At 30.6% G+C, this 21,588-nt stretch carries 22 protein-coding genes; all 22 read left to right on the top strand.

The genetic code is table 11. The features are described 5' to 3' along the window. Positions 1-83 precede the first annotated feature (83 nt). The 22 genes from ACEN2I_RS04850 to ACEN2I_RS04745 all read left to right on the top strand — a co-directional run bounded on the left by ACEN2I_RS04850 (position 84) and on the right by ACEN2I_RS04745 (position 21,569). Positions 84-1,046, top strand: coding sequence for an MraY family glycosyltransferase (locus tag ACEN2I_RS04850; RefSeq protein ID WP_441764985.1), 963 nt, complete (start codon positions 84-86; stop codon positions 1,044-1,046). Beyond that, positions 1,046-1,474 (top strand): hypothetical protein, encoded by a 429-nt coding sequence (locus tag ACEN2I_RS04845; protein ID WP_441764984.1) that lies wholly within the window; start codon positions 1,046-1,048, stop codon positions 1,472-1,474. Before ACEN2I_RS04850 ends, ACEN2I_RS04845 begins: the two co-directional genes overlap by 1 nt. Next, on the top strand, positions 1,464-2,612 hold the full coding sequence (locus tag ACEN2I_RS04840) for a DegT/DnrJ/EryC1/StrS family aminotransferase (RefSeq protein WP_441764983.1): 1,149 nt from the start codon (positions 1,464-1,466) through the stop codon (positions 2,610-2,612). Before ACEN2I_RS04845 ends, ACEN2I_RS04840 begins: the two co-directional genes overlap by 11 nt. 21 nt (positions 2,613-2,633) lie before the next feature. Next, complete coding sequence (rfbC, locus tag ACEN2I_RS04835; protein WP_441764982.1) at positions 2,634-3,182, top strand: dTDP-4-dehydrorhamnose 3,5-epimerase; 549 nt, start codon at positions 2,634-2,636, stop codon at positions 3,180-3,182. After that, positions 3,182-4,027 (top strand): dTDP-4-dehydrorhamnose reductase, encoded by an 846-nt coding sequence (gene rfbD / locus ACEN2I_RS04830; protein ID WP_441764981.1) that lies wholly within the window; start codon positions 3,182-3,184, stop codon positions 4,025-4,027. Before rfbC ends, rfbD begins: the two co-directional genes overlap by 1 nt. Positions 4,028-4,070: 43 nt before the next feature. Further along, complete coding sequence (gene rfbA, locus ACEN2I_RS04825; RefSeq protein WP_441764980.1) at positions 4,071-4,955, top strand: glucose-1-phosphate thymidylyltransferase RfbA; 885 nt, start codon at positions 4,071-4,073, stop codon at positions 4,953-4,955. A 104-nt stretch (positions 4,956-5,059) separates the two neighbouring features. Beyond that, a complete protein-coding gene (locus tag ACEN2I_RS04820; protein WP_441765185.1) occupies positions 5,060-7,003 on the top strand; it encodes a polysaccharide biosynthesis protein in 1,944 nt (647 codons plus the stop codon). Between the two features lie 110 nt (positions 7,004-7,113). Next, entirely contained in the window at positions 7,114-7,974 is an 861-nt protein-coding gene (locus ACEN2I_RS04815) for an ABC transporter permease (RefSeq protein WP_441764979.1), read from the top strand. A gap of 58 nt (positions 7,975-8,032) precedes the next feature. Continuing rightward, positions 8,033-9,295, top strand: coding sequence for an ABC transporter ATP-binding protein (locus ACEN2I_RS04810; protein WP_441764978.1), 1,263 nt, complete (start codon positions 8,033-8,035; stop codon positions 9,293-9,295). Between the two features lie 2 nt (positions 9,296-9,297). Then, positions 9,298-9,924: an acyltransferase gene (locus ACEN2I_RS04805; protein WP_441764977.1), complete on the top strand. Its 627-nt coding sequence runs from the start codon at positions 9,298-9,300 to the stop codon at positions 9,922-9,924. Next, positions 9,914-10,792, top strand: a complete 879-nt coding sequence (locus ACEN2I_RS04800; RefSeq protein ID WP_441764976.1) for a class I SAM-dependent methyltransferase — start codon at positions 9,914-9,916, stop codon at positions 10,790-10,792. The genes ACEN2I_RS04805 and ACEN2I_RS04800 overlap by 11 nt, the downstream gene beginning before the upstream one ends. Next, on the top strand, positions 10,789-11,682 hold the full coding sequence (locus ACEN2I_RS04795; protein ID WP_441764975.1) for an NAD-dependent epimerase/dehydratase family protein: 894 nt from the start codon (positions 10,789-10,791) through the stop codon (positions 11,680-11,682). The genes ACEN2I_RS04800 and ACEN2I_RS04795 overlap by 4 nt, the downstream gene beginning before the upstream one ends. Next, entirely contained in the window at positions 11,661-12,809 is a 1,149-nt protein-coding gene (locus ACEN2I_RS04790) for a glycosyltransferase (protein ID WP_441764974.1), read from the top strand. The genes ACEN2I_RS04795 and ACEN2I_RS04790 overlap by 22 nt, the downstream gene beginning before the upstream one ends. Position 12,810: 1 nt before the next feature. Continuing rightward, the gene (locus ACEN2I_RS04785; RefSeq protein ID WP_441764973.1) at positions 12,811-13,710 is read left to right on the top strand and encodes a glycosyltransferase family 2 protein; all 900 of its coding nucleotides are present in this window, start codon (positions 12,811-12,813) and stop codon (positions 13,708-13,710) included. After that, positions 13,704-14,447 carry a glycosyltransferase family 2 protein gene (locus ACEN2I_RS04780; RefSeq protein WP_441764972.1) on the top strand — a complete coding sequence of 248 codons (744 nt, stop codon included), beginning with the start codon at positions 13,704-13,706 and terminating at the stop codon, positions 14,445-14,447. Before ACEN2I_RS04785 ends, ACEN2I_RS04780 begins: the two co-directional genes overlap by 7 nt. Positions 14,448-14,489: 42 nt before the next feature. Further along, entirely contained in the window at positions 14,490-15,572 is a 1,083-nt protein-coding gene (locus tag ACEN2I_RS04775) for a glycosyltransferase family 2 protein (protein WP_441764971.1), read from the top strand. A 25-nt stretch (positions 15,573-15,597) separates the two neighbouring features. Further along, entirely contained in the window at positions 15,598-16,692 is a 1,095-nt protein-coding gene (locus tag ACEN2I_RS04770) for a glycosyltransferase family 4 protein (RefSeq protein ID WP_441764970.1), read from the top strand. Continuing rightward, positions 16,693-17,358 carry an acylneuraminate cytidylyltransferase family protein gene (locus ACEN2I_RS04765; RefSeq protein ID WP_441764969.1) on the top strand — a complete coding sequence of 222 codons (666 nt, stop codon included), beginning with the start codon at positions 16,693-16,695 and terminating at the stop codon, positions 17,356-17,358. Between the two features lie 11 nt (positions 17,359-17,369). Further along, positions 17,370-18,410: an N-acetylneuraminate synthase gene (gene neuB, locus ACEN2I_RS04760; protein WP_441764968.1), complete on the top strand. Its 1,041-nt coding sequence runs from the start codon at positions 17,370-17,372 to the stop codon at positions 18,408-18,410. 237 nt (positions 18,411-18,647) lie between these two features. Beyond that, positions 18,648-18,791, top strand: a complete 144-nt coding sequence (locus ACEN2I_RS04755; RefSeq protein ID WP_441764967.1) for an endonuclease domain-containing protein — start codon at positions 18,648-18,650, stop codon at positions 18,789-18,791. 253 nt (positions 18,792-19,044) lie between these two features. Further along, positions 19,045-20,166 (top strand): UDP-N-acetylglucosamine 2-epimerase, encoded by a 1,122-nt coding sequence (neuC, locus tag ACEN2I_RS04750; protein WP_441764966.1) that lies wholly within the window; start codon positions 19,045-19,047, stop codon positions 20,164-20,166. Continuing rightward, positions 20,166-21,569, top strand: coding sequence for a UDP-glycosyltransferase (locus ACEN2I_RS04745; RefSeq protein WP_441764965.1), 1,404 nt, complete (start codon positions 20,166-20,168; stop codon positions 21,567-21,569). The genes neuC and ACEN2I_RS04745 overlap by 1 nt, the downstream gene beginning before the upstream one ends. The last annotated feature ends 19 nt before the right edge of the window (positions 21,570-21,588 follow it).

The raw sequence follows: 21,588 nt of genomic DNA, 5'->3' as shown, positions 1-21,588 counted from the left end.
TTTATTCAAATCTTTTAAATATATTAAGCATGCCAAGGATAAAGAAGAAGTTAAAGAGTTAATTTAAAAATTGCCAATAAATAATGCAATACACAATACTAGGCTTTCATTTAATGATTTTAATGTTACTATATTTTAAAGTAGCTAACCGTTTCAACATAATTGATAAACCAAACCAAAGAAGTTCACATACTGAAATCACTTTGCGAGGAGGAGGAATTGTTTTTTGGTTTGCTGCTTTACTATATTTTGCACAGCATATCCAAAATAATTATTCTTTCTTTGTTGGAATTACGTTAGTGAGCTTAGTAAGTTTTTGGGATGATATTCAGAGTTTGTCAAATAAGATTAGAATTTCGATTCATTTTTTGGCTATTACTTTGATTTTTTATGATTTAGAGATTTTTAATTCTATTTCTCTTTTAGGAATTTTATTGGCTTATATTATAGCTGTTGGCTTAATAAATGTCTATAATTTTATGGATGGTATAAACGGTATAACAGGTTTATATACTTTGCTAGTAATGGGATCATTGTTATATGTAAATAAAAATATTCAGCTATTTACAGATGCTGGTTTTATAAAGTATTCTATGATTGCCAGCTTAGTTTTTCTTTTTTTTAATTATAGAAAAAAAGCTAAATGTTTTGCAGGAGATGTTGGAAGTATAGCAATTGCTTTTTGGATCATTTATCTTGTTTTGAAACTTATTTTAGCAACAAACTCAGTTATTTGGCTTTTATTTTTAGCCGTTTATGGCGCAGATGCTGGTTGTACCATTTTGCACAGGCTGTATTTAAAACAGAATATTTTTGAAGCGCATCGTTTGCATCTGTATCAGGTTTTAAGTAATGAATATAAAATTCCACATAGATTGGTTGCTTTATATTACGCATTAGCACAAATAGCCATTTCAATTTTAGTGGTGTTTTTATATCAAAAAATTAGTGATACATTAATTTTCTTAATTATTACTATTCCTCTGCTTTTAGTATATTTACTAAAATTCTATTTGTTAAAAAGACTTGATTTAAAATTAAATTAATGAATCCTAGAGTAATTCAAGGCGGAAATTTTTTAGACCATAGAGGAACTATTTCTTATGTAAACGATTTTAGTTTTAAGGATATTCAAAGATTTTATATTATAAGTAATTCTGATGAAAATCCAATTCGTGCCTGGCAAGGACACAAATTAGATGCTAAAAACTTTTATTGTATAAACGGATCTTTTAAAATTCACTTTGTGAAAATTGACAATTGGGAGAGCCCTTCGAAAGATTTAAATATTGAAACTATAATGGTAAGTGCTTCAGAAAGTAAAATTGTACATATTCCGGCAGGTTTTGCAAATGCAATTGAATCTTTAGAGGCAAATTCAAAGCTATTATCATTTTCGACTTTGCCATTAGGAGATGTTGGTGAAGATGATGTTCGTTATCCTTCAGATTATTGGAACATTAATGGAAAATAAACGAATTTTTCTATCCATGTCACAGCAAAGTGGTTTCGAACAGAAATACATTCAGAAAGCACTTGATGATAACTGGATTACTTCAGGAGGACCAAATGTAAATGATTTTGAGAAGGTTCTTGAAAATTATCTTGCAGAAGAATCATTTGTAACGGCTTTAAATTCGGGAACATCTGCAATTCATTTAGCATTAATTTTATTAGGAGTTGGTGCTGGAGATGAGGTTATTTGTCAAAGCCTTACATTCTCGGCATCAGCGAATCCTATTTTATATCAGGGAGCTATTCCTGTTTTTGTGGATAGTGAATCAGAAACATGGAATATGTGTCCTGAGAATCTCGAAATTGCAATTCAGGACAGAATCAAAAAAGGCAAAAAACCTAAAGCAATTATTGCCGTTCATTTATATGGAAATCCATATAAAGTTGATGAAATTAACGAAATTGCAGAGCGATATGAAATTCCAATTATTGAAGATAGTGCAGAAGCTCTTGGGAGTACTTACAAAGGAAAAAAGTGCGGGACTTTTGGGACTTTTGGAGTTCTCTCTTTTAACGGAAATAAAATTATTACAACTTCGAGTGGAGGTGCTTTAATTTCTAAATCAAAGGTTTTACAAGAAAAGGCTGTTTTTTATGCCACACAATCCAAAGATGAAGCCGTACATTACCAACATAGCAAGATAGGATACAATTACAGAATGAGTAATATTTGTGCGGGAATCGGTCTTGGACAAATGGAAATTTTGAATAAAAACATTAATTCCCGAAGAGAAATAAATCGTTTTTATAGGGTAATCTTTGAAGGCATAGACGAAATACAACTTTTTCAGACAGTTAATAAAGATTGCTTTTCAAATTATTGGTTAAGCACGATTTTAGTTCAGCAAAGTACTAAAGAAAATATAAATAGGGAAACTCTTATGCTGTCTTTTGAAAATGCAAATATTGAATGTCGTCCACTTTGGAAACCAATGCATTTGCAGCCCATTTTTTCAGATTATCCATATTATGGTAATAATGTGGCCGAAAATTTATTTGAGAGAGGGTTATGTTTACCTTCTGGTTCAAATATTACGAAAGAAGAAAAAGATAGAATTAAAGAAGTGGTTAATACCTTTTTTGAAAAACATAAATAAAAAAAAACTGCATTTTAAAAAATGAAAATTGAAGAAACGTTTATAAAAGATTTAGTAGTTATTGAACCAACAGTTTTTGGCGACGAAAGAGGTTATTTTTTTGAATCATACAGTAGAACTAAATTTGAAGATTTAGGGATTGATATCGATTTTGTTCAGGACAATCAGTCTTTTTCAAAAAAAGGAACATTGAGAGGATTGCATTATCAAAATCCGCCTTTTGCTCAAAGTAAATTGGTTCGAGTTTTAGAAGGAGAAATTATTGATGTGGCTGTCGATTTAAGAAAAGATTCTCCAACTTACGGAAAATCGTTTAGTGTTTTATTGTCGGCTGAAAATAAAAAGCAATTGCTGGTCCCTCAGGGATTCGCACACGGTTTCTCTGTTATTAGTGAAACGGCTTCAGTAATGTATAAATGCGATCAGTTTTATAACAAAGCTTCTGAAGGAGGGATAAAATATGATGATCCATCTTTAAATATTGATTGGGGTATGGATTTAAATGACGCAATAGTTTCTGAAAAAGATCAGATTTTACCTTTTATTGAAAATTGTAATAGTTTATTTTAATGAAAAAAATACTTGTTACAGGGGCAACAGGACAATTAGGTTCTGAGCTTTTACAACTTTCTTCAAATGATTCTCAATATGAATGGTTTTTTGCAGACAGAACTCAGATTACCTTAGATAATTTAGATTTGCTAAAGACACAATTAAAAGCAATAAATCCGGATATTATCTTGAATTGTGGAGCTTATACAGCAGTTGACAGAGCAGAATCGGAAAAAGATCTGGCTAATACTGTAAACCATTTAGCAGTCGAATTGATTGCTGAATATGCACATGATAATAACGTGAAGCTAATTCATATTTCTACGGATTATGTTTTTGACGGATCTTCTTCAATTGCTTTAAATGAAGAAACTGAAACGAATCCGATTAATATTTATGGTGCCACTAAAAGAGCGGGTGAAGTAGCTTGTATTAATAATAATCCTAATTCAATTATAATAAGAACTTCTTGGGTTTATAGCAAATTTGGAAATAATTTTGTGAAAACAATGCAACGTTTAATGCAGGAACGAGAATCAATAAATGTAGTCAATGATCAAATAGGTTCTCCAACTTATGCAGCCGATTTAGCACAAGCAATGCTGGATATTTTGGAATCTCCAAATTGGATACCCGGAATCTATAACTATTCAAATGAAGGTGAAATAAGCTGGTATGATTTTGCGTTGAGCATAAAAGAACTTGGAGGATATAATTGTCATGTTGGAGGAATTCCATCAGTATCTTATCCAACCCCGGCAAAACGCCCGGAATTTTCATTATTGGATAAAGAAAAAATAAAAAAAACATATCAGGTAGATGTTCCAGAATATAAAGAAAGTTTAAAGAAAATGTTTTTTTAGAATAAATATTTCAGCTAAGAATCTACAAAAAAAATATTAAAAGATGAAAGGAATTATATTAGCCGGAGGTTCCGGTACCCGATTGCATCCATTAACACTTGCAATGAGCAAGCAAATGATGCCTGTGTATGATAAGCCTATGATTTATTACCCATTATCAACATTAATGATGGCTGGAATAAATGAAATATTAATTATTTCTACACCTCATGATCTGCCAAATTTTAAAAAATTATTAGGAGACGGATCCAGTTTGGGATGTAAATTTAGTTATGCCGAACAAGCTATTCCAAATGGTTTAGCTCAGGCTTTTGTAATCGGAGAAGAATTTATTGGTGATGATGATGTTGCGCTGATATTAGGAGATAATATTTTTTTTGGATCTAATATGCAGGAACTTTTAAAGTCAAATACAAAACCAAATGGAGGAGTTGTGTTTGCTTATCATGTTTCAGACCCAGAGCGTTATGGAGTAGTAGAATTTGATGAAAACTTCAAAGCTATTTCTATTGAAGAAAAACCGGAAGATCCAAAATCAAGTTATGCTGTTCCCGGCTTGTATTTTTATGATAATTCAGTTGTAGAAATAGCTAAAAATATTCAGCCAAGTGCGAGGGGGGAATATGAAATTACAGATGTAAATAAAGTCTATTTAGAAAAAGAATCTTTAAAAGTAGGTATTTTAAGCAGAGGTACAGCCTGGCTAGATACCGGAACTTTTAATAGTTTAATGCAGGCGGGACAATTTGTTCAGGTTTTAGAAGAGAGACAAGGATTAAAGGTTGGTTGTATTGAAGAAATTGCCTGGAGACAAGGTTTCATTTCTGATAAAGAGCTTGAAGAACTTGCTTTGCCTCTTGTTAAATCAGGATATGGGTCTTATCTGATCGAATTATTAAAACAAAAGAAAAAAAATGCGAGATTTTAATTTAAAAAGAAATATTTTTTTAAAATCTTTAATTAGTACTTTTGTAAGTGTGCTAAGTTTCAATACTAAATACAATTAACTTGAATACAGATAAACCAAACAAAATGTCTGCTTTATTGCATAATAGTTTCTCACCAAGAAATCTTAAAGCAAATATTAATAATCTTAGTTATTTGCCAAGGTGGATTATCGTTGCAATTGATATCATTGTCCTTCTTTTTTCGTTTACATTTACTTATATGCTTTTTGAAGGTACAGCATTAGGTTACATTGTAACGACATATCATTTTTATTTTGTATTAAGTCTTATATTTGTCAATGTCTTTTTCTTCTGGCTATTTAGGACCTATTCAGGAATAATCAGGCATTCTTCTTATATAGATGCAATAAAATTATTGTTCTCTCAAATGTCAGTTTTGATTTTCTTTTTGATTTTCAATTTGGTCTTTGAGTTGTATTCAGGACATAAAGCCTTTTTAAATACGGCACTTTTTATAAATTTAGTGCTTTCTTTTTGTGGATTATTCTTATACAGAGTAATCGTAAAACAGACTTTCGAAATCTATTTTTCAGAAAAAACGGACTCAAAATTAATACGAACCGTTATTTATGGTACGGATGCTAATGCAATTTCAGTTGCAAATGCACTTAAATTTGAATCGCCTTCAAGATTTAAAATTGTTGGTTTTGTAGATAAAAACAATCAAAATGCCTCCAAACGAATGTTGGATCTGCCTATATTGATTCAAAAGAAAAAACTGCCGGCGTTAATGCGTTCAGTAGCTGCTGAAGGTGTTATTATTGCAGATAAAAGCTTATCAAAAGAAGAGCAGTTGATTATTGTTGATCAATGTTTGGAATTTAATTACAGGGTATACACAGTTCCATTAATTTCGGATTGGGAAAATCAAAAAGAAATTTCTCAAAAAGTAAAGAATATTCAAATTGAAGATTTATTAGAAAGAAAGCCAATTGTATTGGACAGTAAATCAATATCTAAGCAATTAAAAGATAAAGTTATACTCATTACAGGTGCTGCTGGTTCTATTGGAAGTGAAATTGTAAGACAGGTTTTAGGATTTAATCCCAAAACAATAATAATTTTAGATCATGCAGAAACCCCTTTGCATAATTTATGTTTAGAAACTCTCGCATTAGATTCGCAAACTAAAATAAGAGCTGTTATTGCAGATGTTAAAAGCAAAAAAGCTTTAGAGAAAGTTTTTGTTGATTTTAATCCCCATGTAGTTTTTCATGCTGCAGCTTATAAGCATGTTCCGCTAATGGAAGAAAATCCTTCACAAGCAATTCTTACAAATGTTAAGGGAACAAAAAATTTAGCGGATCTATCTTGCAAGTATAAAGTAAAGAAATTTGTAATGGTTTCTACTGATAAAGCAGTGAATCCTAGTAACGTTATGGGAGCCAGTAAACGTATTGCAGAGAAATATGTACAGTCTCTATTTTTAAAAAACAAAAGAGAAAAAGAGGAAGGGGTTACGAAATTTATTACAACTCGTTTTGGAAATGTTTTAGGTTCTAATGGTTCTGTAGTTCCTTTGTTTACTAAGCAAATTGCTGAAGGAGGGCCGGTTACCATAACTCATCAGGATATTATTCGTTATTTCATGACTATCCCTGAAGCTTGTCAGTTAGTTTTAGAGGCAGGGGCTATGGGTAATGGCGGAGAAATTTATATCTTTGATATGGGAAAACCGGTAAGAATTATTGACTTAGCTAAAAAGATGATTAAATTAGCAGGCTTCATTCCGGATAAAGAGATAAAAATAAAAATTGTGGGTCTTAGGCCAGGTGAAAAATTATACGAAGAATTACTAAACGATACTTCTAAGACTTTACCAACTTATCATAACAAAATTATGATAGCACAAGAAATTCAGGATGAATATGAGAATCTGCATATTGAAATTGAAGAACTTATAGAAATTGCGAATTTTTACAGTAATGACGATATTGTAAGCAAAATGAAAAAAATTGTTCCTGAATTTAAAAGTATGAATTCTACTTTTGAAGTTTTGGACAAATAAATGGATTTGTTATTTATTGTATAATGTATGAAAAAAGGTGTTTTTATAAAAAACGCCTTTTTGCTTTTTAATCTTTTTTTTGGACAGGTAAAATCCTGTTAATTTGTAAAATGAATATAGAAAATAAAGATTGGCTGTTTGAAATAACACCAAAAAATAATTTCCTCTCTCTGAATTTTAAGGAAATCTGGCAATACAGGGATTTGTTATTTCTCTTTGTAAAACGAGATGTAATCACAGTATATAAACAAACTGTATTAGGTCCACTTTGGTATTTGATTCAGCCTTTATTTACTTCGGTTACCTTTACTATAATTTTCAATAATGTTGCCGGAATCAATACAGGAACAATTCCTCCATTTTTATTTAATTTGGCCGGAATCACAGTTTGGAATTATTTCACGGCTTGCCTTACAGGTACATCAGATACCTTTAAAGCCAATGCCAGTATTTTTGGAAAAGTTTATTTTCCACGAATTATAACGCCGCTTTCAGTTGTCATTTCCAATTTAATTAAATTTGGAATTCAGTTTTTTATTTTTGTCTTTTTTTACGTTTTTTATTATATACAGGGAGCAGATTTAGCATTAAACGGATTAGTGGTTTTTTTTCCTGTTTTAATAGCTGTTATGGGTGTGTTAGGTTTAGGATTAGGAATGTTGATCTCATCGATGGTTACCAAATATCGAGATTTTAGTCATTTGATTACTTTTGGAATATCGTTATTAATGTACCTGTCTGCAGTAATGTATCCCATGGCATTGATAAAAGAGAAATTACCTAAATTTGGCTGGATCGTAGCATATAATCCCTTGGCTTATATTATCGAAACTTCCCGTTATATGCTTTTAAATGTTGGAGAAACTTCTATTTTAGGATTATGTTATACTTTATTAGTTACGATTGCTATATTTTTTGTGGGGCTTTTAGTTTTTAATAAAACGGAAAAGAGTTTCATAGATACCGTTTAGTAGAGCATATTTCCCACTAAGCTATTTTAAAATAATTTACAATTCACATAATTCACAATTGAAAAAAGATATAATTTTAAAGGCCGAAAATATTTCTAAGCAATACCGTTTAGGACAAGTAGGTACCGGGACTTTAAGTCATGATATAAACCGTTGGTGGCACCAGATACGAGGTAAAGAAAATCCATATTTAAAAATTGGAGATACCAATGATCGATCTATAAAAGGAACTTCAGATTATGTATGGGCCTTGCAGGATATTAATTTTGAAGTTGAACGAGGAGAAGTTCTCGGAATTATCGGTAAAAACGGCGCAGGAAAATCGACACTTTTAAAAATTTTATCTAAGGTTACGGCTCCAACCACAGGAACTATAAAATCGCGTGGACGTATTGCCTCTCTTTTAGAGGTTGGTACAGGATTTAACGGAGAAATGACGGGCCGTGAAAATATTTTCTTAAACGGTGCCATTTTAGGAATGACAAAAAAAGAAATCGCTTCAAAACTTGATGAAATTATTGATTTCTCAGGCTGTGAACGTTATATTGATACTCCTGTAAAACGATATAGCAGTGGAATGACGGTTCGTTTGGCTTTTGCTGTAGCTGCTTTTTTAGAACCTGAAATTTTGGTAATAGATGAGGTTTTAGCCGTTGGAGATGCTGAGTTTCAGAAAAAAGCTATTGGTAAAATGCAGGATATTTCCAGAGGTGGTGGAAGAACCGTTTTGTTTGTTAGCCATAATATGGCAGCAGTGAAGAGTTTGTGTACCAAAACTATACTGATGGAAAATGGAATTATAGTTTTTGAGGGTAATACAAGTGAAGGCATAGATTATTATTTGAAGTCAAATCAATACGGAGGATATGTTAATCAATACATTAATGATACATCTAAAGGATCTGGTTTTAGAAAACTCTCATTAGTAGATGATAAAAAAGTTTTACGAACTGAATTTGGTTTTGATGAAAGTATTTTTATTAAAATAGAAGTAAAAATAGGCGAGTCACATTTAAAAGCACATTTGGGATTCAGATTGGTAGATATAAAAGGAAGAGTTATTTTTACATCAGAAATAAAATTAGAAGAAAGGATAAAATCAGCGGGTTTATATGAATTTGAAGTTAAAATACCAGACCAATTTTTAGTACCAAATCAATTTAATCTTACTTTTGGACTTCATATTCCTAATTTGGAAGTTGTTGATTATAAGCAAGATTGTCTTTCTTTTGAAATTGTTGAAACTGGATCAGAGTTTAATCTTTATAATGGAAATGATTATGGGTGTGTTTTTGTGGATTGTGAGTGGAAAATTATATAAAAATGATACACAAAGTAAAGAGATATATTAAGAGTTTTTTTTGCAGAAAGAATTCTAAATTCACATTGCAGGTTTCGGATCATATAACTTCTTCCGGTTCCTCAAATATAAGAGGGGCTAATATTTCGGTTAGAAATCCAATAAAAAATAAAAAATATATTTTAGTAGGGGAGAATTGCCATATTACGGGAAACTTTATTTTTGAGATTCAAGATGGTAAAATTACTATAGGCGATAGAACATTCATTGGAGGAGGAACTTTTATTTGTACTGAAGAGATAGAAATTGGTAATGATGTTATGTTTTCATGGGGATGTACAGTTGTAGATAATAATTCTCATTCTAATATTTGGTCTGAACGTAAAAATGATGTTTTAGATTGGAAAAGAGGCTTAGATGAAAATAAAATAGGCCATTACAAAGATTGGACGAATGTAAAAAAAGCTAAAGTTACAATAAAGAATAAAGTTTGGATTGGATTTAATAGTATTATTTTAAAAGGAGTAACTATAGGTGAAGGGGTCATTATTGGTGCGGGTAGCGTAGTTACAAAAGATGTCCCAGACTGGACAATTGTCGCAGGAAATCCGGCACGAATAGTAAGAGAAATTCCAGAAAATGAAAGATAGAATGACTTGGGAAGAAACTATTAAATTTATTCGTACGCAGCCAGAATTTGATTATTTAGTTGATAAAGCTTATTTTGAAGAAAATCTGCCTTTAAATGTAGAACGCTTTATAAAAAGTGATGAATTTATTGAAACTCTAAAAATTTTAAGACAATATCAGCCCTTCGCCAAAACAATTTTAGATATTGGTAGTGGAAATGGAATTACTGCCGTGGCATTGGCCTTAGAAGGTTATCATGTAGTATCTATAGAGCCAGATCCAAGCGACACTATTGGGGCTGGAGCAATTAGGAAATTAAAAAAGCACTATAATTTAATTAATTTAGAGATTTACGAATCTTTTGCTGAAGAACTTCAACTACAAAGTGAAAGTTTTGATATAGTTTATACACGTCAATGTATGCACCATGCATATGATCTGAATAAATTTGTTGCAGAAGCAAGCAGAGTCACAAAAAAGAAAGGATTATTTATTACCATTCGGGATCATGTAATTTTTAATCAAAAAGACAAAGAATGGTTTTTAGAAAATCATCCCCTGCAAAAATTTTACGGAGGTGAAAACGCCTTTCAAACTGAAGAATATAGAACGGCGATGGAAAAAGCAGGCTTAAAAGTAGAAAAAGAAATCAAATATTATGAGAGTGTGATAAATTATTTTCCGGTTTCTAAAGAAGAAATTTTGAATAAATTTCAAATTAGAAGATCAAAAGCAATCTCCAATTTTAAGAATAAATTTGGAATTTTATCAAGGCTTACTTTTTTTAAGTATTTATATTTAAAGAAGAAAGGTTTAAATCAAAGTAACAAGTTAAATGAAAATGAAATTCCAGGAAGAATGTATTCTTATATAACAATAAAAACATGAAATTCTTAATTATAGGTTCCAGTGGATTTATTGGCAGTCATTGCGTTGATTATTTTTCTAATAAAGGATTTGAAGTGTGGGAAGCAGATGTTAATGAAAGTCAAAAAGAAAAATTTTATAAAATAGAACGTCACAACTCTGATTTTTCTGCAGCTTTTAAAGAAAATCAATTTGATGTTTGTATTAATGCATCAGGCTCTGCACATGTTGGTTTTTCTTTTGAAAATCCTTCACAGGATTTTGAACTTAATGTTGTGAATGTACAGAAAATATTAGTGGCAATCAGGGATTATAATAGTAGCTGTAAGTTTATTAATTTTTCTAGTGCTGCTGTTTATGGTAATCCAAAGATTTTACCAATTGTAGAAAACAGTAATTGTAAACCCTTATCTCCTTATGGTTTTCATAAATTGCAAAGTGAACTACTCTTAACTGAGTATCATAAATTTTTTGGACTGTATACATGCAGTTTACGTGTTTTTTCGGCGTATGGTCCAGGTTTAAAAAAACAATTGTTTTGGGACTTATATCAGAAAGCAGTTGAAAACAATGAAGTTTCGCTCTTTGGGACTGGCAATGAAACCAGAGATTTTATATATATTGATGATTTAGTCAAAATTATAGAATTAATTATTGATAAATCGCCATTTACGGGTTCCGCTTATAATGTCGCTGGTAATCCTGAAACTACAATTGCTGAAGCTGCAAAAGTTTTCATTAAAGAGTTTTCTCCTCAAAAGAAACTTGTATTTAATGGCGAAGTAAAGGTTGGAGATCCTAATAATTGGGTAGCAGATATTACTGGAATTATTGAAATGGGTTTTCAAAAGACATTCAGTTTAGAAGAAGGGATTAAAAAATATGTTTTATGGCTAAAAGAATTAAAATAGGAATTGTTTATTCTTACGATGAAAATTGGATTGGAGGTACCTATTATTACCAAAATCTCATACAGTCTCTTAAGTTATTAGCTGATAATCGAAAACCACATCTGATTATCTTGAGTAACGATCCATCTTCTTTTGAGTCAATTCAAGCATTTAATTATCCTTTTATTACTTATAGGGAGTTAAATAAGACACCGTCATTTTTTAAAAAATGTCTGAATAAGTTGTTTAGAATAATATTCAGAAAGAATATAGCGAAAAAAAAAGTAAACTATGGGATAGATGTCTTGTTTCACCCCACTGAAATACAAATTCCAAATTCAATTGAAAAGCATTTATACTGGATACCGGATTTTCAGGAACTTTATCTGCCTCATCTTTTTTCAGAAGATTATTTGAATTTCAGAAAAAAAACGCAAAAAGAACTATTATCAAAAGATAACAATATTTTGTTCAGTAGTAATGATGCATTACATGATTTTAAGAAAATTTATCCTAATGCAAAATCAAAAACTTATGTAGTGAATTTTAGTGTTTTTCACCCCAATTATTCGAATATTGACATTGAAAAACTTAGAATTAAATATAAGTTAGATGCGGTTCCATACTTTTTTTCTCCCAATCAATTTTGGAAACATAAAAACCATATTATTGTTTTAAAAGCTGTAAAGAAAATAAAAGAAAATTATAATTATAATATTCAGGTTGTTTTTTCTGGTAAAGAGTATGATCACAGAAATCCTGTATATTTTGATGATATACAACAATTTGTAAAAGAACATAATTTACAAGATAATATTAAATTTCTAGGATTTATTGACAGAGGAGAACAGTTGTGCTTTATGAGCAATTCATTGGCCATAATTCAGCCTTCTTTATTTGAGGGATGGAGTAGTGTGGTTGAAGATGCTAAAGCCATGAACCAAAATGTTATAGTTTCATCCTTAAATGTACATAAAGAACAATTACACAGTCAAGGATACTTTTTCGATCCTGAAAATGAAGATCAGTTAATTAATCAAATGGTTTATTTTTTACAAAACAGCATAAAAAAGCCAGAGTTTAATTATAATAGTCAATTGCATTTATTCGGGCAAAAATTTATGGATGTAATATCTGCAATCAATTAAAATGAACTACCCAAAAATATCAATTGTAACACCAAATTTTAATGGAGGAGAATACCTTGAGGAAACTATTTTGTCTGTGTTGTCTCAAAATTATCCTAATTTAGAATATATAATTATTGATGGAGGAAGCAATGATAATTCAATTGATATTATTAAAAAGTATGAGAGCCAATTAACATATTGGATTAGTGAATCAGATAATGGTTTATACGAAGCCGTCCAAAAGGGTTTTGACAAATCGACTGGTGAAATTATGGCCTGGATTAATTCAGACGATGTATATCATCCAAAAGCTTTTTTTACGGTTGCTGAAATATTTTCTTTAGATGGAGTGAACTGGCTTCAGGGAGTCCCATCTACTTTAGATGAGAAAGGAAGGACAATAGGGGTAAGTAAGGTTAAAAAATGGTCAAAATTCAACTATTACACAGGCAACTTTCATTGGATACAGCAAGAGTCGGTTTTTTGGAGACGATCATTATGGAAAATGGCGGGAGCAAAAATGGAGACTGAAATGAAATATGCAAGCGATTTAGAATTGTGGCTTCGTTTTTTTAGGTTTGAAAAGCTATATGTCACAAATGCTTTGTTGGCGGGCTTTCGGATAAGGTCAAAAAATCAATTGTCTTTAGACCATAAGGATGAATATTTCAAAGAAGCTAACGATAAAATAAATAATGAGATTAACAATGTCATTTCAAATCAAGAAAAAAAAATAGTAGCACAAATAAAAAAGTATAATCTTATTCTAACCAAATTAAGATTCAACCCTTTAAAGCAAATATTTTATTCCCTTTTTTATTTGAAAATGAAAAAAAATAAAGAAGCACTATTTGATTATCCGTCTGTAATAATCTTTGACAGAATAAGCCAGAAATTTAAATTAACTAAAGAATGCTAAAATTATCAATTATAACAATCAATTATAATGATATTCAGGGATTGCAAAAAACAGTGGAAAGTGTTGTTAGCCAATCCTCAAATGACTTTGAGTTTCTTGTTATTGATGGCGGATCAACAGATGGCAGTTCTGAATACTTAGGAGTTCAGAATAAAAAATTGGATTATTGGATTAGTGAGAAGGATAGAGGTATTTATCATGCCATGAATAAAGGAATAAGAGCTTCTTCAGGAGAGTATATATTGTTTTTGAATAGTGGAGACGTCCTGTTAGATGATACAGAAATACTGAATAAGGTTGTTTTGCATTTAGATCAGCAAGCATTATATTATTCGCCCATATATTTATCACAAAATAATATAATTAAAAATAAAGTGGACTATCCTGTAAATATCAATGAAAGATTTGTGTTTACTAATACAATATGTCAGCAAGCCGTAATTTATCATACCTCAGTTTTTAATAATAATTTTTTTGACGAAAAATTAAAATATATTTCTGATTGGAAAATGCATTTTTCTCTATTTAAAAGTAAAGTTAAATTTATTCATTTAAATATTCCGTTTGCAATTTATGATTTAGATGGATTAACAAGTAAGGGAGAAACAAAATATACTTCACATAAAGAGAGATTAAAAACACAATTTTTGGACTTTTTTTTATATTTTTTAAAATATTATGGAACAAATAGAAGGGTACTTTTTAGATTGTTAAAAATATTTATTCGAGTTGACTAAAATTCCAATTGCAGCAACTAACAAAACCATACACTTTTTGAAATGATAACTATTTTATATGCATACCGTAATAGAGAATTTAATCGTATTAAGCGTTCGCTGGATTCATTAGCTTCGCAGACAAAACAAAACTTTAATGTTGTTTTTGTTGATTATGGTTCTAAAAAAGAAATTGCTTCAGAAATAAAGGAACTGGTCAAACATTATTCTTTTTGTAATTATCATTATCTGTTTTCAGAGTTTCAACCCTGGAACAAGAGTAAAGCTTTTAATTATGTTTTGAAAAATATTGACTCTGAATATTGTTTTACGGCTGATGTCGATATGATTTTTCATCCTGAATTTACGTCAATTTTAGAAGAGAAATGTAATCCTGACAAGGCAATTTATTTTCAGGTTGGCTATATGTCTAATGAGGAAAATAATAAAGAATCCATTAATTATGATAGTTATAACATCAAATTTCTGAGCACTAAAGACGCTACAGGAATGACACTTTTTCCAGTTAAAAGGTTAAAAAGTATCCGGGGATTTGATGAATTTTTTCATTTTTGGGGAGCAGAGGATACTGATATACACAACAGGATAATACAAGCGGGATGTGAGCTGGAATTTTATGATCAAAAAGTATTGATGCTACATCAATGGCATAAAAATTACAGAAACAGAGAAACGGTAGATTTAAATACAGAATTGCAATTATCACGAATTGTAGAAGTAAATCACCGTCATTTAAAATGCAATTTTGAAACTGAATTTAACAATGTGAATTCAGAAAAGTGGGGAGAAGTAATTTCAGAATCAGAGTTTAATGAATTAGAGGGGTTTGATAATAATCTGGTTTTGATTAATAAGAAAGAAATAATCGACCATTTTTTATTTGTTGAACTTCCTCGATTTCAAAACGGAATTTTATCAATTCGTTTTGTTGAAGATGATTTTCAAAAGTCTTTGAAATATAAAATTAAAAAGTCAATTGGTAAAAAGGCACCAAAATACTATAGCCTAAAAGAAATTAATGATAAATTACTTTTGCATATTATTTCATTTTATCATCAATTTCCTTATACCTATAAAGTAAGTAATGATTTAAAAAGCATAAGTTTTAAAATAAAAAAAGCATAGTTAAAATATAATTTATAAAAACCAAATGGCAGAAGTAATTTTAGTATCACAATTTCCACTTCCCTTTTCAAAAACGGGTAGCTGGACAACACTATATTATAATTATCTGGCTGATCATCATGAAATAGATTATGTAATTTGCCAAAAGCCTGAAAGTATATTTGATACTGTAAAATATCAATTTGTTTCTGAAAATATACTAGATAAAATAAAAAGAAAACTTTCTAAAAAAACATATTTAGAATATTTAAAAGCAATTGGTCGAATCATAAAACCAGATAAAAAATACATTATCCAGATTGTCGATAATTTTGGAATTGTTAAACCTTTACAGGAATTTTTGATTAAAAATAGGTTAAGAGAAAATTGTCAGATTCAGTTTTTTTATCATGGATTTCCTCCTTTTTTAGAAAACTTTCATGGAAGATGGTTTTTTGAGAGTATTGATGAAATGATCTTACTGACGCATGACAGTTATAAAGTGCATAAGGATTGTTATACGATTTTGCCCTGTAAATTTTCAGTATTGCATAATGGGATTGATACACAAAAATTCCATAAAATTTCTCATGAAGAAAAAATAAATTTTAAAAACAAATTAGATATAAAAGACAAAAAAGTCTTTATTTGGTGTTCTAAAGATCTTCCAAAAAAAGGATTGGATTTTACATTGGAAGTTTGGAAAAAGATTCATTCACAAAATAAAAATACAGCTTTATTGGTTGTAGGAGCCACACGTAACAACCCAATGGAAGGAGTTTGTTTTCTGGGGAAAATCCCTAATAATGAACTTCCTAAATACTATCAAATGTCCGATTGTTATCTGTTTCCAACGCTCTGTCATGAAGGTTTTGGTATGAGCTTAATAGAAGCGATGCATTCAGGATGTTATTGTATTGCTTCGGCTTTAGGAGGTGTACCTGAAGTGTTACAATATGGAAAGTTAGGCAAGTTGATAGAAAATCCGCATTTTCAACAGGAATGGGAAGAGGCTATTTTAGAATTTCTGAATCAAAAGGAAATAAGAGAGATTGTAATTCCGGATAATTTATATTCAACTCAAAGTTGGAATTCAGGTATGAATAAAATTATTGAGAATGCTAAAAACAGATTGCAATAAATGAAAACCATTGCTATTATTCCAGCTCGTGGAGGCTCTAAAAGGCTCCCTCAAAAAAATATAAAATTTCTTGGCGTAATTCCATTGTTAGCACATAGTATTTTGTATGCTCAAGCCAATAAGAATTGTATTGATGAAGTTTATGTTTCTACAGATGATGAAGCAATTAAAAAAGTGGCATTGCACTTTGGAGCAAAAGTAATTGATAGACCAACAAATATTTCTGGAGATTTAGAACCAACGGTTTCGGCTTTAAAAAATGTTTTAGAACAGATAGATGAGGTAGAAAATGTTGTTTTGTTGCAACCTACAAACCCACTTCGTCCTGAAAATTTATTAAAAGATGCTTTCGATATTTATCAAAAAGAAAATTATGATAGTCTTTTTAGCATTTCCAAAAATCACCAAAAATTCGGAAAAATAGAAAATCAAAAATTCGTTCCTTTCAATTACAAAATAGGGCAGCGCAGTCAGGATTTAGAACCTCTTTTTTATGAAAATGGATTGCTTTATATCACAAAAGCAAAGTTAATTTTAGATAATATTATTATTTCAGAAAAAGCCTTTCCATTCGAAGTAAATCATATTTTTGCCAATATAGATATTGATACGCAAGAAGATTTTGATTATGCAGAATATTTATATAACAAACATATAAAAATATAATTCATAATTTTATGAACCCATACATTGAAATCGCAGGAAGAAAAATAGGTCCGGATTTTCCGCCTTTAGTTATCGCCGAAATCGGAATTAACCATGAAGGTTCTTTACAAGTAGCCAAAGAAATGGTTGACGCTGCAAAACGCGCTGGTGTTGAGATGGTCAAACATCAAACCCACATTGTAGAAGACGAAATGAGCGGGGCGGCCAAAAAAGTAATTCCGGGAAACGCTGATGTTTCTATTTACGAAATCATGGAAAGATGTTCTCTGAATGAAGCAGATGAATTGGAACTTAAAAATTATGTTGAAAGCAAAGGAATGATTTTTATTTCTACGCCGTTTTCTCGTGCGGCTGCAGAACGCTTAAAAAAATTTGACATTCCTGCTTATAAAATTGGTTCTGGCGAATGCAATAATTATCCATTATTAGAACATATTGCCTCTTTTGGCAAGCCTGTTATTTTAAGTACGGGTATGAATACGATTGAAAGTATTCAAAAAGCAGTAGCTATTTTTGATAAACACAATATTCCTGTTGCTTTATTGCATACAACAAATTTATATCCAACACCAATTCATTTAGTTCGTTTTGGAGCGATGACAGAAATGCATGAAGCTTTTCCTGATAAAGTGTTTGGTTTGTCTGATCACACTCTAAATAATAATGCCTGTTTAGGAGCAGTGGCTCTTGGTGCCAGCATTTTAGAGAGACATTTTACAGATCATATGCAGCGTACAGGTCCCGATATTGTATGTAGTATGAATGAAAAAGCTTGTCAGGATTTAATTGTTTCAAGTGCAGAAATTGCTCTCATGCGCGGAGGCACCAAAAAACCGGCTCAGGAAGAACAAGTTACAATTGATTTTGCATTTGCAACAGTCTGTGCTATAAAATCAATTAAAAAAGGAGAAAAATTATCTAAAGAAAACATCTGGGTAAAACGACCGGGAACAGGTAAAATCCTGGCGGAACATTTTAACGATTTGATTGGAAAAATAGCTGTCAGAGATATTAACAATGATGAACAATTGGATTTTTCTGATTTCGATTAGTTCAATGTGATATATTTGAAGTTCTTTTTAAGACAAAACTAATTATATCTCGATATGAATTCCCCTCTTGAGAGGGGTTAGGGGTGTGTTTTAAGATAAAGACTAGAATAAACTAAGATGATTATGAAAAGAAAAAATATTCCATATAATCCTAAATTAAAAGAATTTGCACGACAACTTCGCAATAATTAGACTAAAGCTGAGATAATTCTTTGGCTAAAATTAAAAGGGAAACAGATGTATGGATATGATTTTCATAGACAAAAACCAGTTGATAATTATATTTTAGATTTCTTTTGTCATGAATTAATGTTAGGTATAGAAGTGGATGGATATTCTCATGAATTTTTAGAAGTTTATAATAGAGATATTATTAAATAAAATAAAATGAATGAATTTGGAATTTCTGTTTTACGATTTAGTGACCATCAAGTTTTAAAAGATATAGAAAATGTTCTTAGGGCGATTGAATTTTTATTTTTGAATATGAAAAACACACCCCTAGCCCCTCTCAAGAGGGGAAATAAAATATTGAAATTTATGTTCTAAATTGTTTTTCAGTAAAAGATAATCGCAACCGTTATATTCGTCCCTGATAGGTGAGGGTTAGAGTCGTGTAATTTTAAACATATAAATGAAAAAAATCCTTTTCCTTACCGGAACCCGTGCAGATTTTGGGAAAATAAAATCATTAATTCAAATTTTGGAAGAAGAACCAGAATTTGAAGTTTTTGTTTTTGTTACCGGAATGCATTTACAGGAAATATACGGATATACCCTTATAGAAATTGAGCGGTGTAATTTTAAAAATGTATTTACATTTGAGAATCATACTCATGAAACCACAATGGATTTAACATTGGCTAAAACCATTGAAGGTCTATCTGGTTATTGTAAAAATATAAATCCTGACATGATAGTGGTTCATGGCGATCGTGTAGAAACACTGGCCGGAGCAATTGTAGGTTCACTCAATAATATTTTGGTTGCACATATAGAAGGCGGGGAAGTTTCAGGAACAGTTGACGAATTAATTCGGCACAGTGTAAGTAAATTAAGTCACATACATTTTGTATCAAATAAAGAAGCTGAAAAAAGACTGATTCAAATGGGAGAAATAAAAGAATCAATTTTTAAAATTGGATCTCCTGATATTGATATTATGTTTTCTAATCAACTACCGGAATTGAATATCGTAAAAGAGTATTATGAAATTCTATTCAAAGAGTTTGCGATAGTTATGTTTCATCCGGTAACTACTGAATTTCAGTCGATGCAGGAACATGCAAATACTTTTGTTGATTGTTTGTTGAAAGACAATCATAATTATGTGGTTATTTTTCCAAACAATGATTTAGGAAGCCAGTTTATTCTTGATGCTTACGAGAATTTAAAGCATAATGCCCGGTTCAGAATTTTCCCTTCGATTCGATTTGAATATTTTTTAACACTTCTAAAAAATAGTCAGTTTATTATTGGAAACAGCAGTGCAGGAATTCGTGAAGCTCCTTATTATGGTGTTCCAATCATTAATATCGGGACCCGTCAGCAAAACAGGGCTGTAAATGCAGATATTATCAATGTCGATTATTCTGAAAAGGATTTGAATGAAGCACTTTCCATAATAGACCTGCACAAAATACAATATTCAGATAATGATTTTGGAGAAGGAAATAGTGCCGAATTATTTCTTAGATGCCTCCAAAAGTCGGATATTTGGCAGCTCAATCACCAAAAACAATTTAGAGACAGTTAATGCCAAACAAAAAGATATTTATTTTATTGCCTGATGGAATTGGACTTCGAAATTTTGCTTTTTCTAATTTTTATAAAATTGGATTAGATAAAAATTTTGAAATTAAGTATTGGAATAACACACCATTTGATTTAACTACATTAGGTTTTGATGAAATTAAAATCAGTGAGGCGAAATCAAATCCGTTAACTGATAGTTATAAAAATGCCCGTAAACACATTGAACTTAATTTGAGCATCAAATCAGAGAAAGATTTTGTTTATGATACTTATAGGTTTCCTTTTGCATATAAAAAAATAAGACCGGCGCTGAAAAATCTGGTAACTAAATTTTTAATTGCAACTCATTCTTCATCTAAAGGATTAGAAAAAATTCGTAAGAAAATTAAAAAATTAGAGAGCAGTACAAGTTATTATAACTATTGCTTAGAAATACTCCAAAAAGAAAAACCAGATTTTGTTTTTTGTACAAATCAACGTCCTGTTTTGGCAATAGCACCTTTATTGGCAGCAAAAAAAAAAGGAATTCCTACTGCAACATTCATTTTCTCCTGGGATAACTTACCAAAGGCAACAATGTTAGTAGAAACCGATTTTTATTTTGTCTGGAGTGAACACATGAAAAAGGAGTTACTTCATTATTATCCTTACATAAGAGAAAACCAAATTTTTATAACCGGTACACCGCAATTTGAAAGTCATTTTGATAAAGACAAATTAATTCAAAAAGAAGAATTTTATAAAGAACATCAACTCGATTTAGACAAAAAATACATTTGTTATTCGGGTGATGATATTACCACTTGTCCGGACGACCCTCAGTATTTGAATGATGTTGCCGAGGCAGTGCGGGAATTAAATAATCAGGGAAATTCTTTAGGGATTATTTTTAGAAGATGTCCGGTAGATTTTTCTAATCGATATGATTTTGTTTTAGAAAAAAATAAAGACATCATTAGATCAATAGTTCCTTTATGGCAGAAAATAGGCGATGGATGGAATACTATTTTGCCAACTCAGGCAGATAATATAGCACAGGTAAACACTATATATCATACTGAAATGGTTGTGAATCTGGGGTCATCAATGGTATTTGATTATGTGTCTTTTCAAAAACTTTGCGCATTTCTAAATTATAATGTTGAGAACAGGATAGATAAAAATTGGTCGGTTTCTAAAATTTATAACTATATCCATTTTCGATCTATGCCTGATAAAAAAGCAGTTATCTGGCTAAATTCTCCAAATGAAATTGCTAATAAAATTAAACTAGCTTTAGAACAGAAAAATGAAAATGTCAGAAGTGCCCAAAATTGGTTCAAAATAATCAATCAGGATTCGCCCGAAAATGCTTCTAATAGAATTTGGGAAAGTATTGAAGCTATTTTAAGCCAAAGATTTTAGTACTTTTGGCTTTTTTATA

This window comes from Flavobacterium sp. W22_SRS_FK3 (assembly GCF_052113665.1).
Taxonomy (GTDB): domain Bacteria; phylum Bacteroidota; class Bacteroidia; order Flavobacteriales; family Flavobacteriaceae; genus Flavobacterium.
Note: the sequence above shows the minus strand (reverse complement) of the source record. Positions and strands in the feature narration are given on the sequence as shown.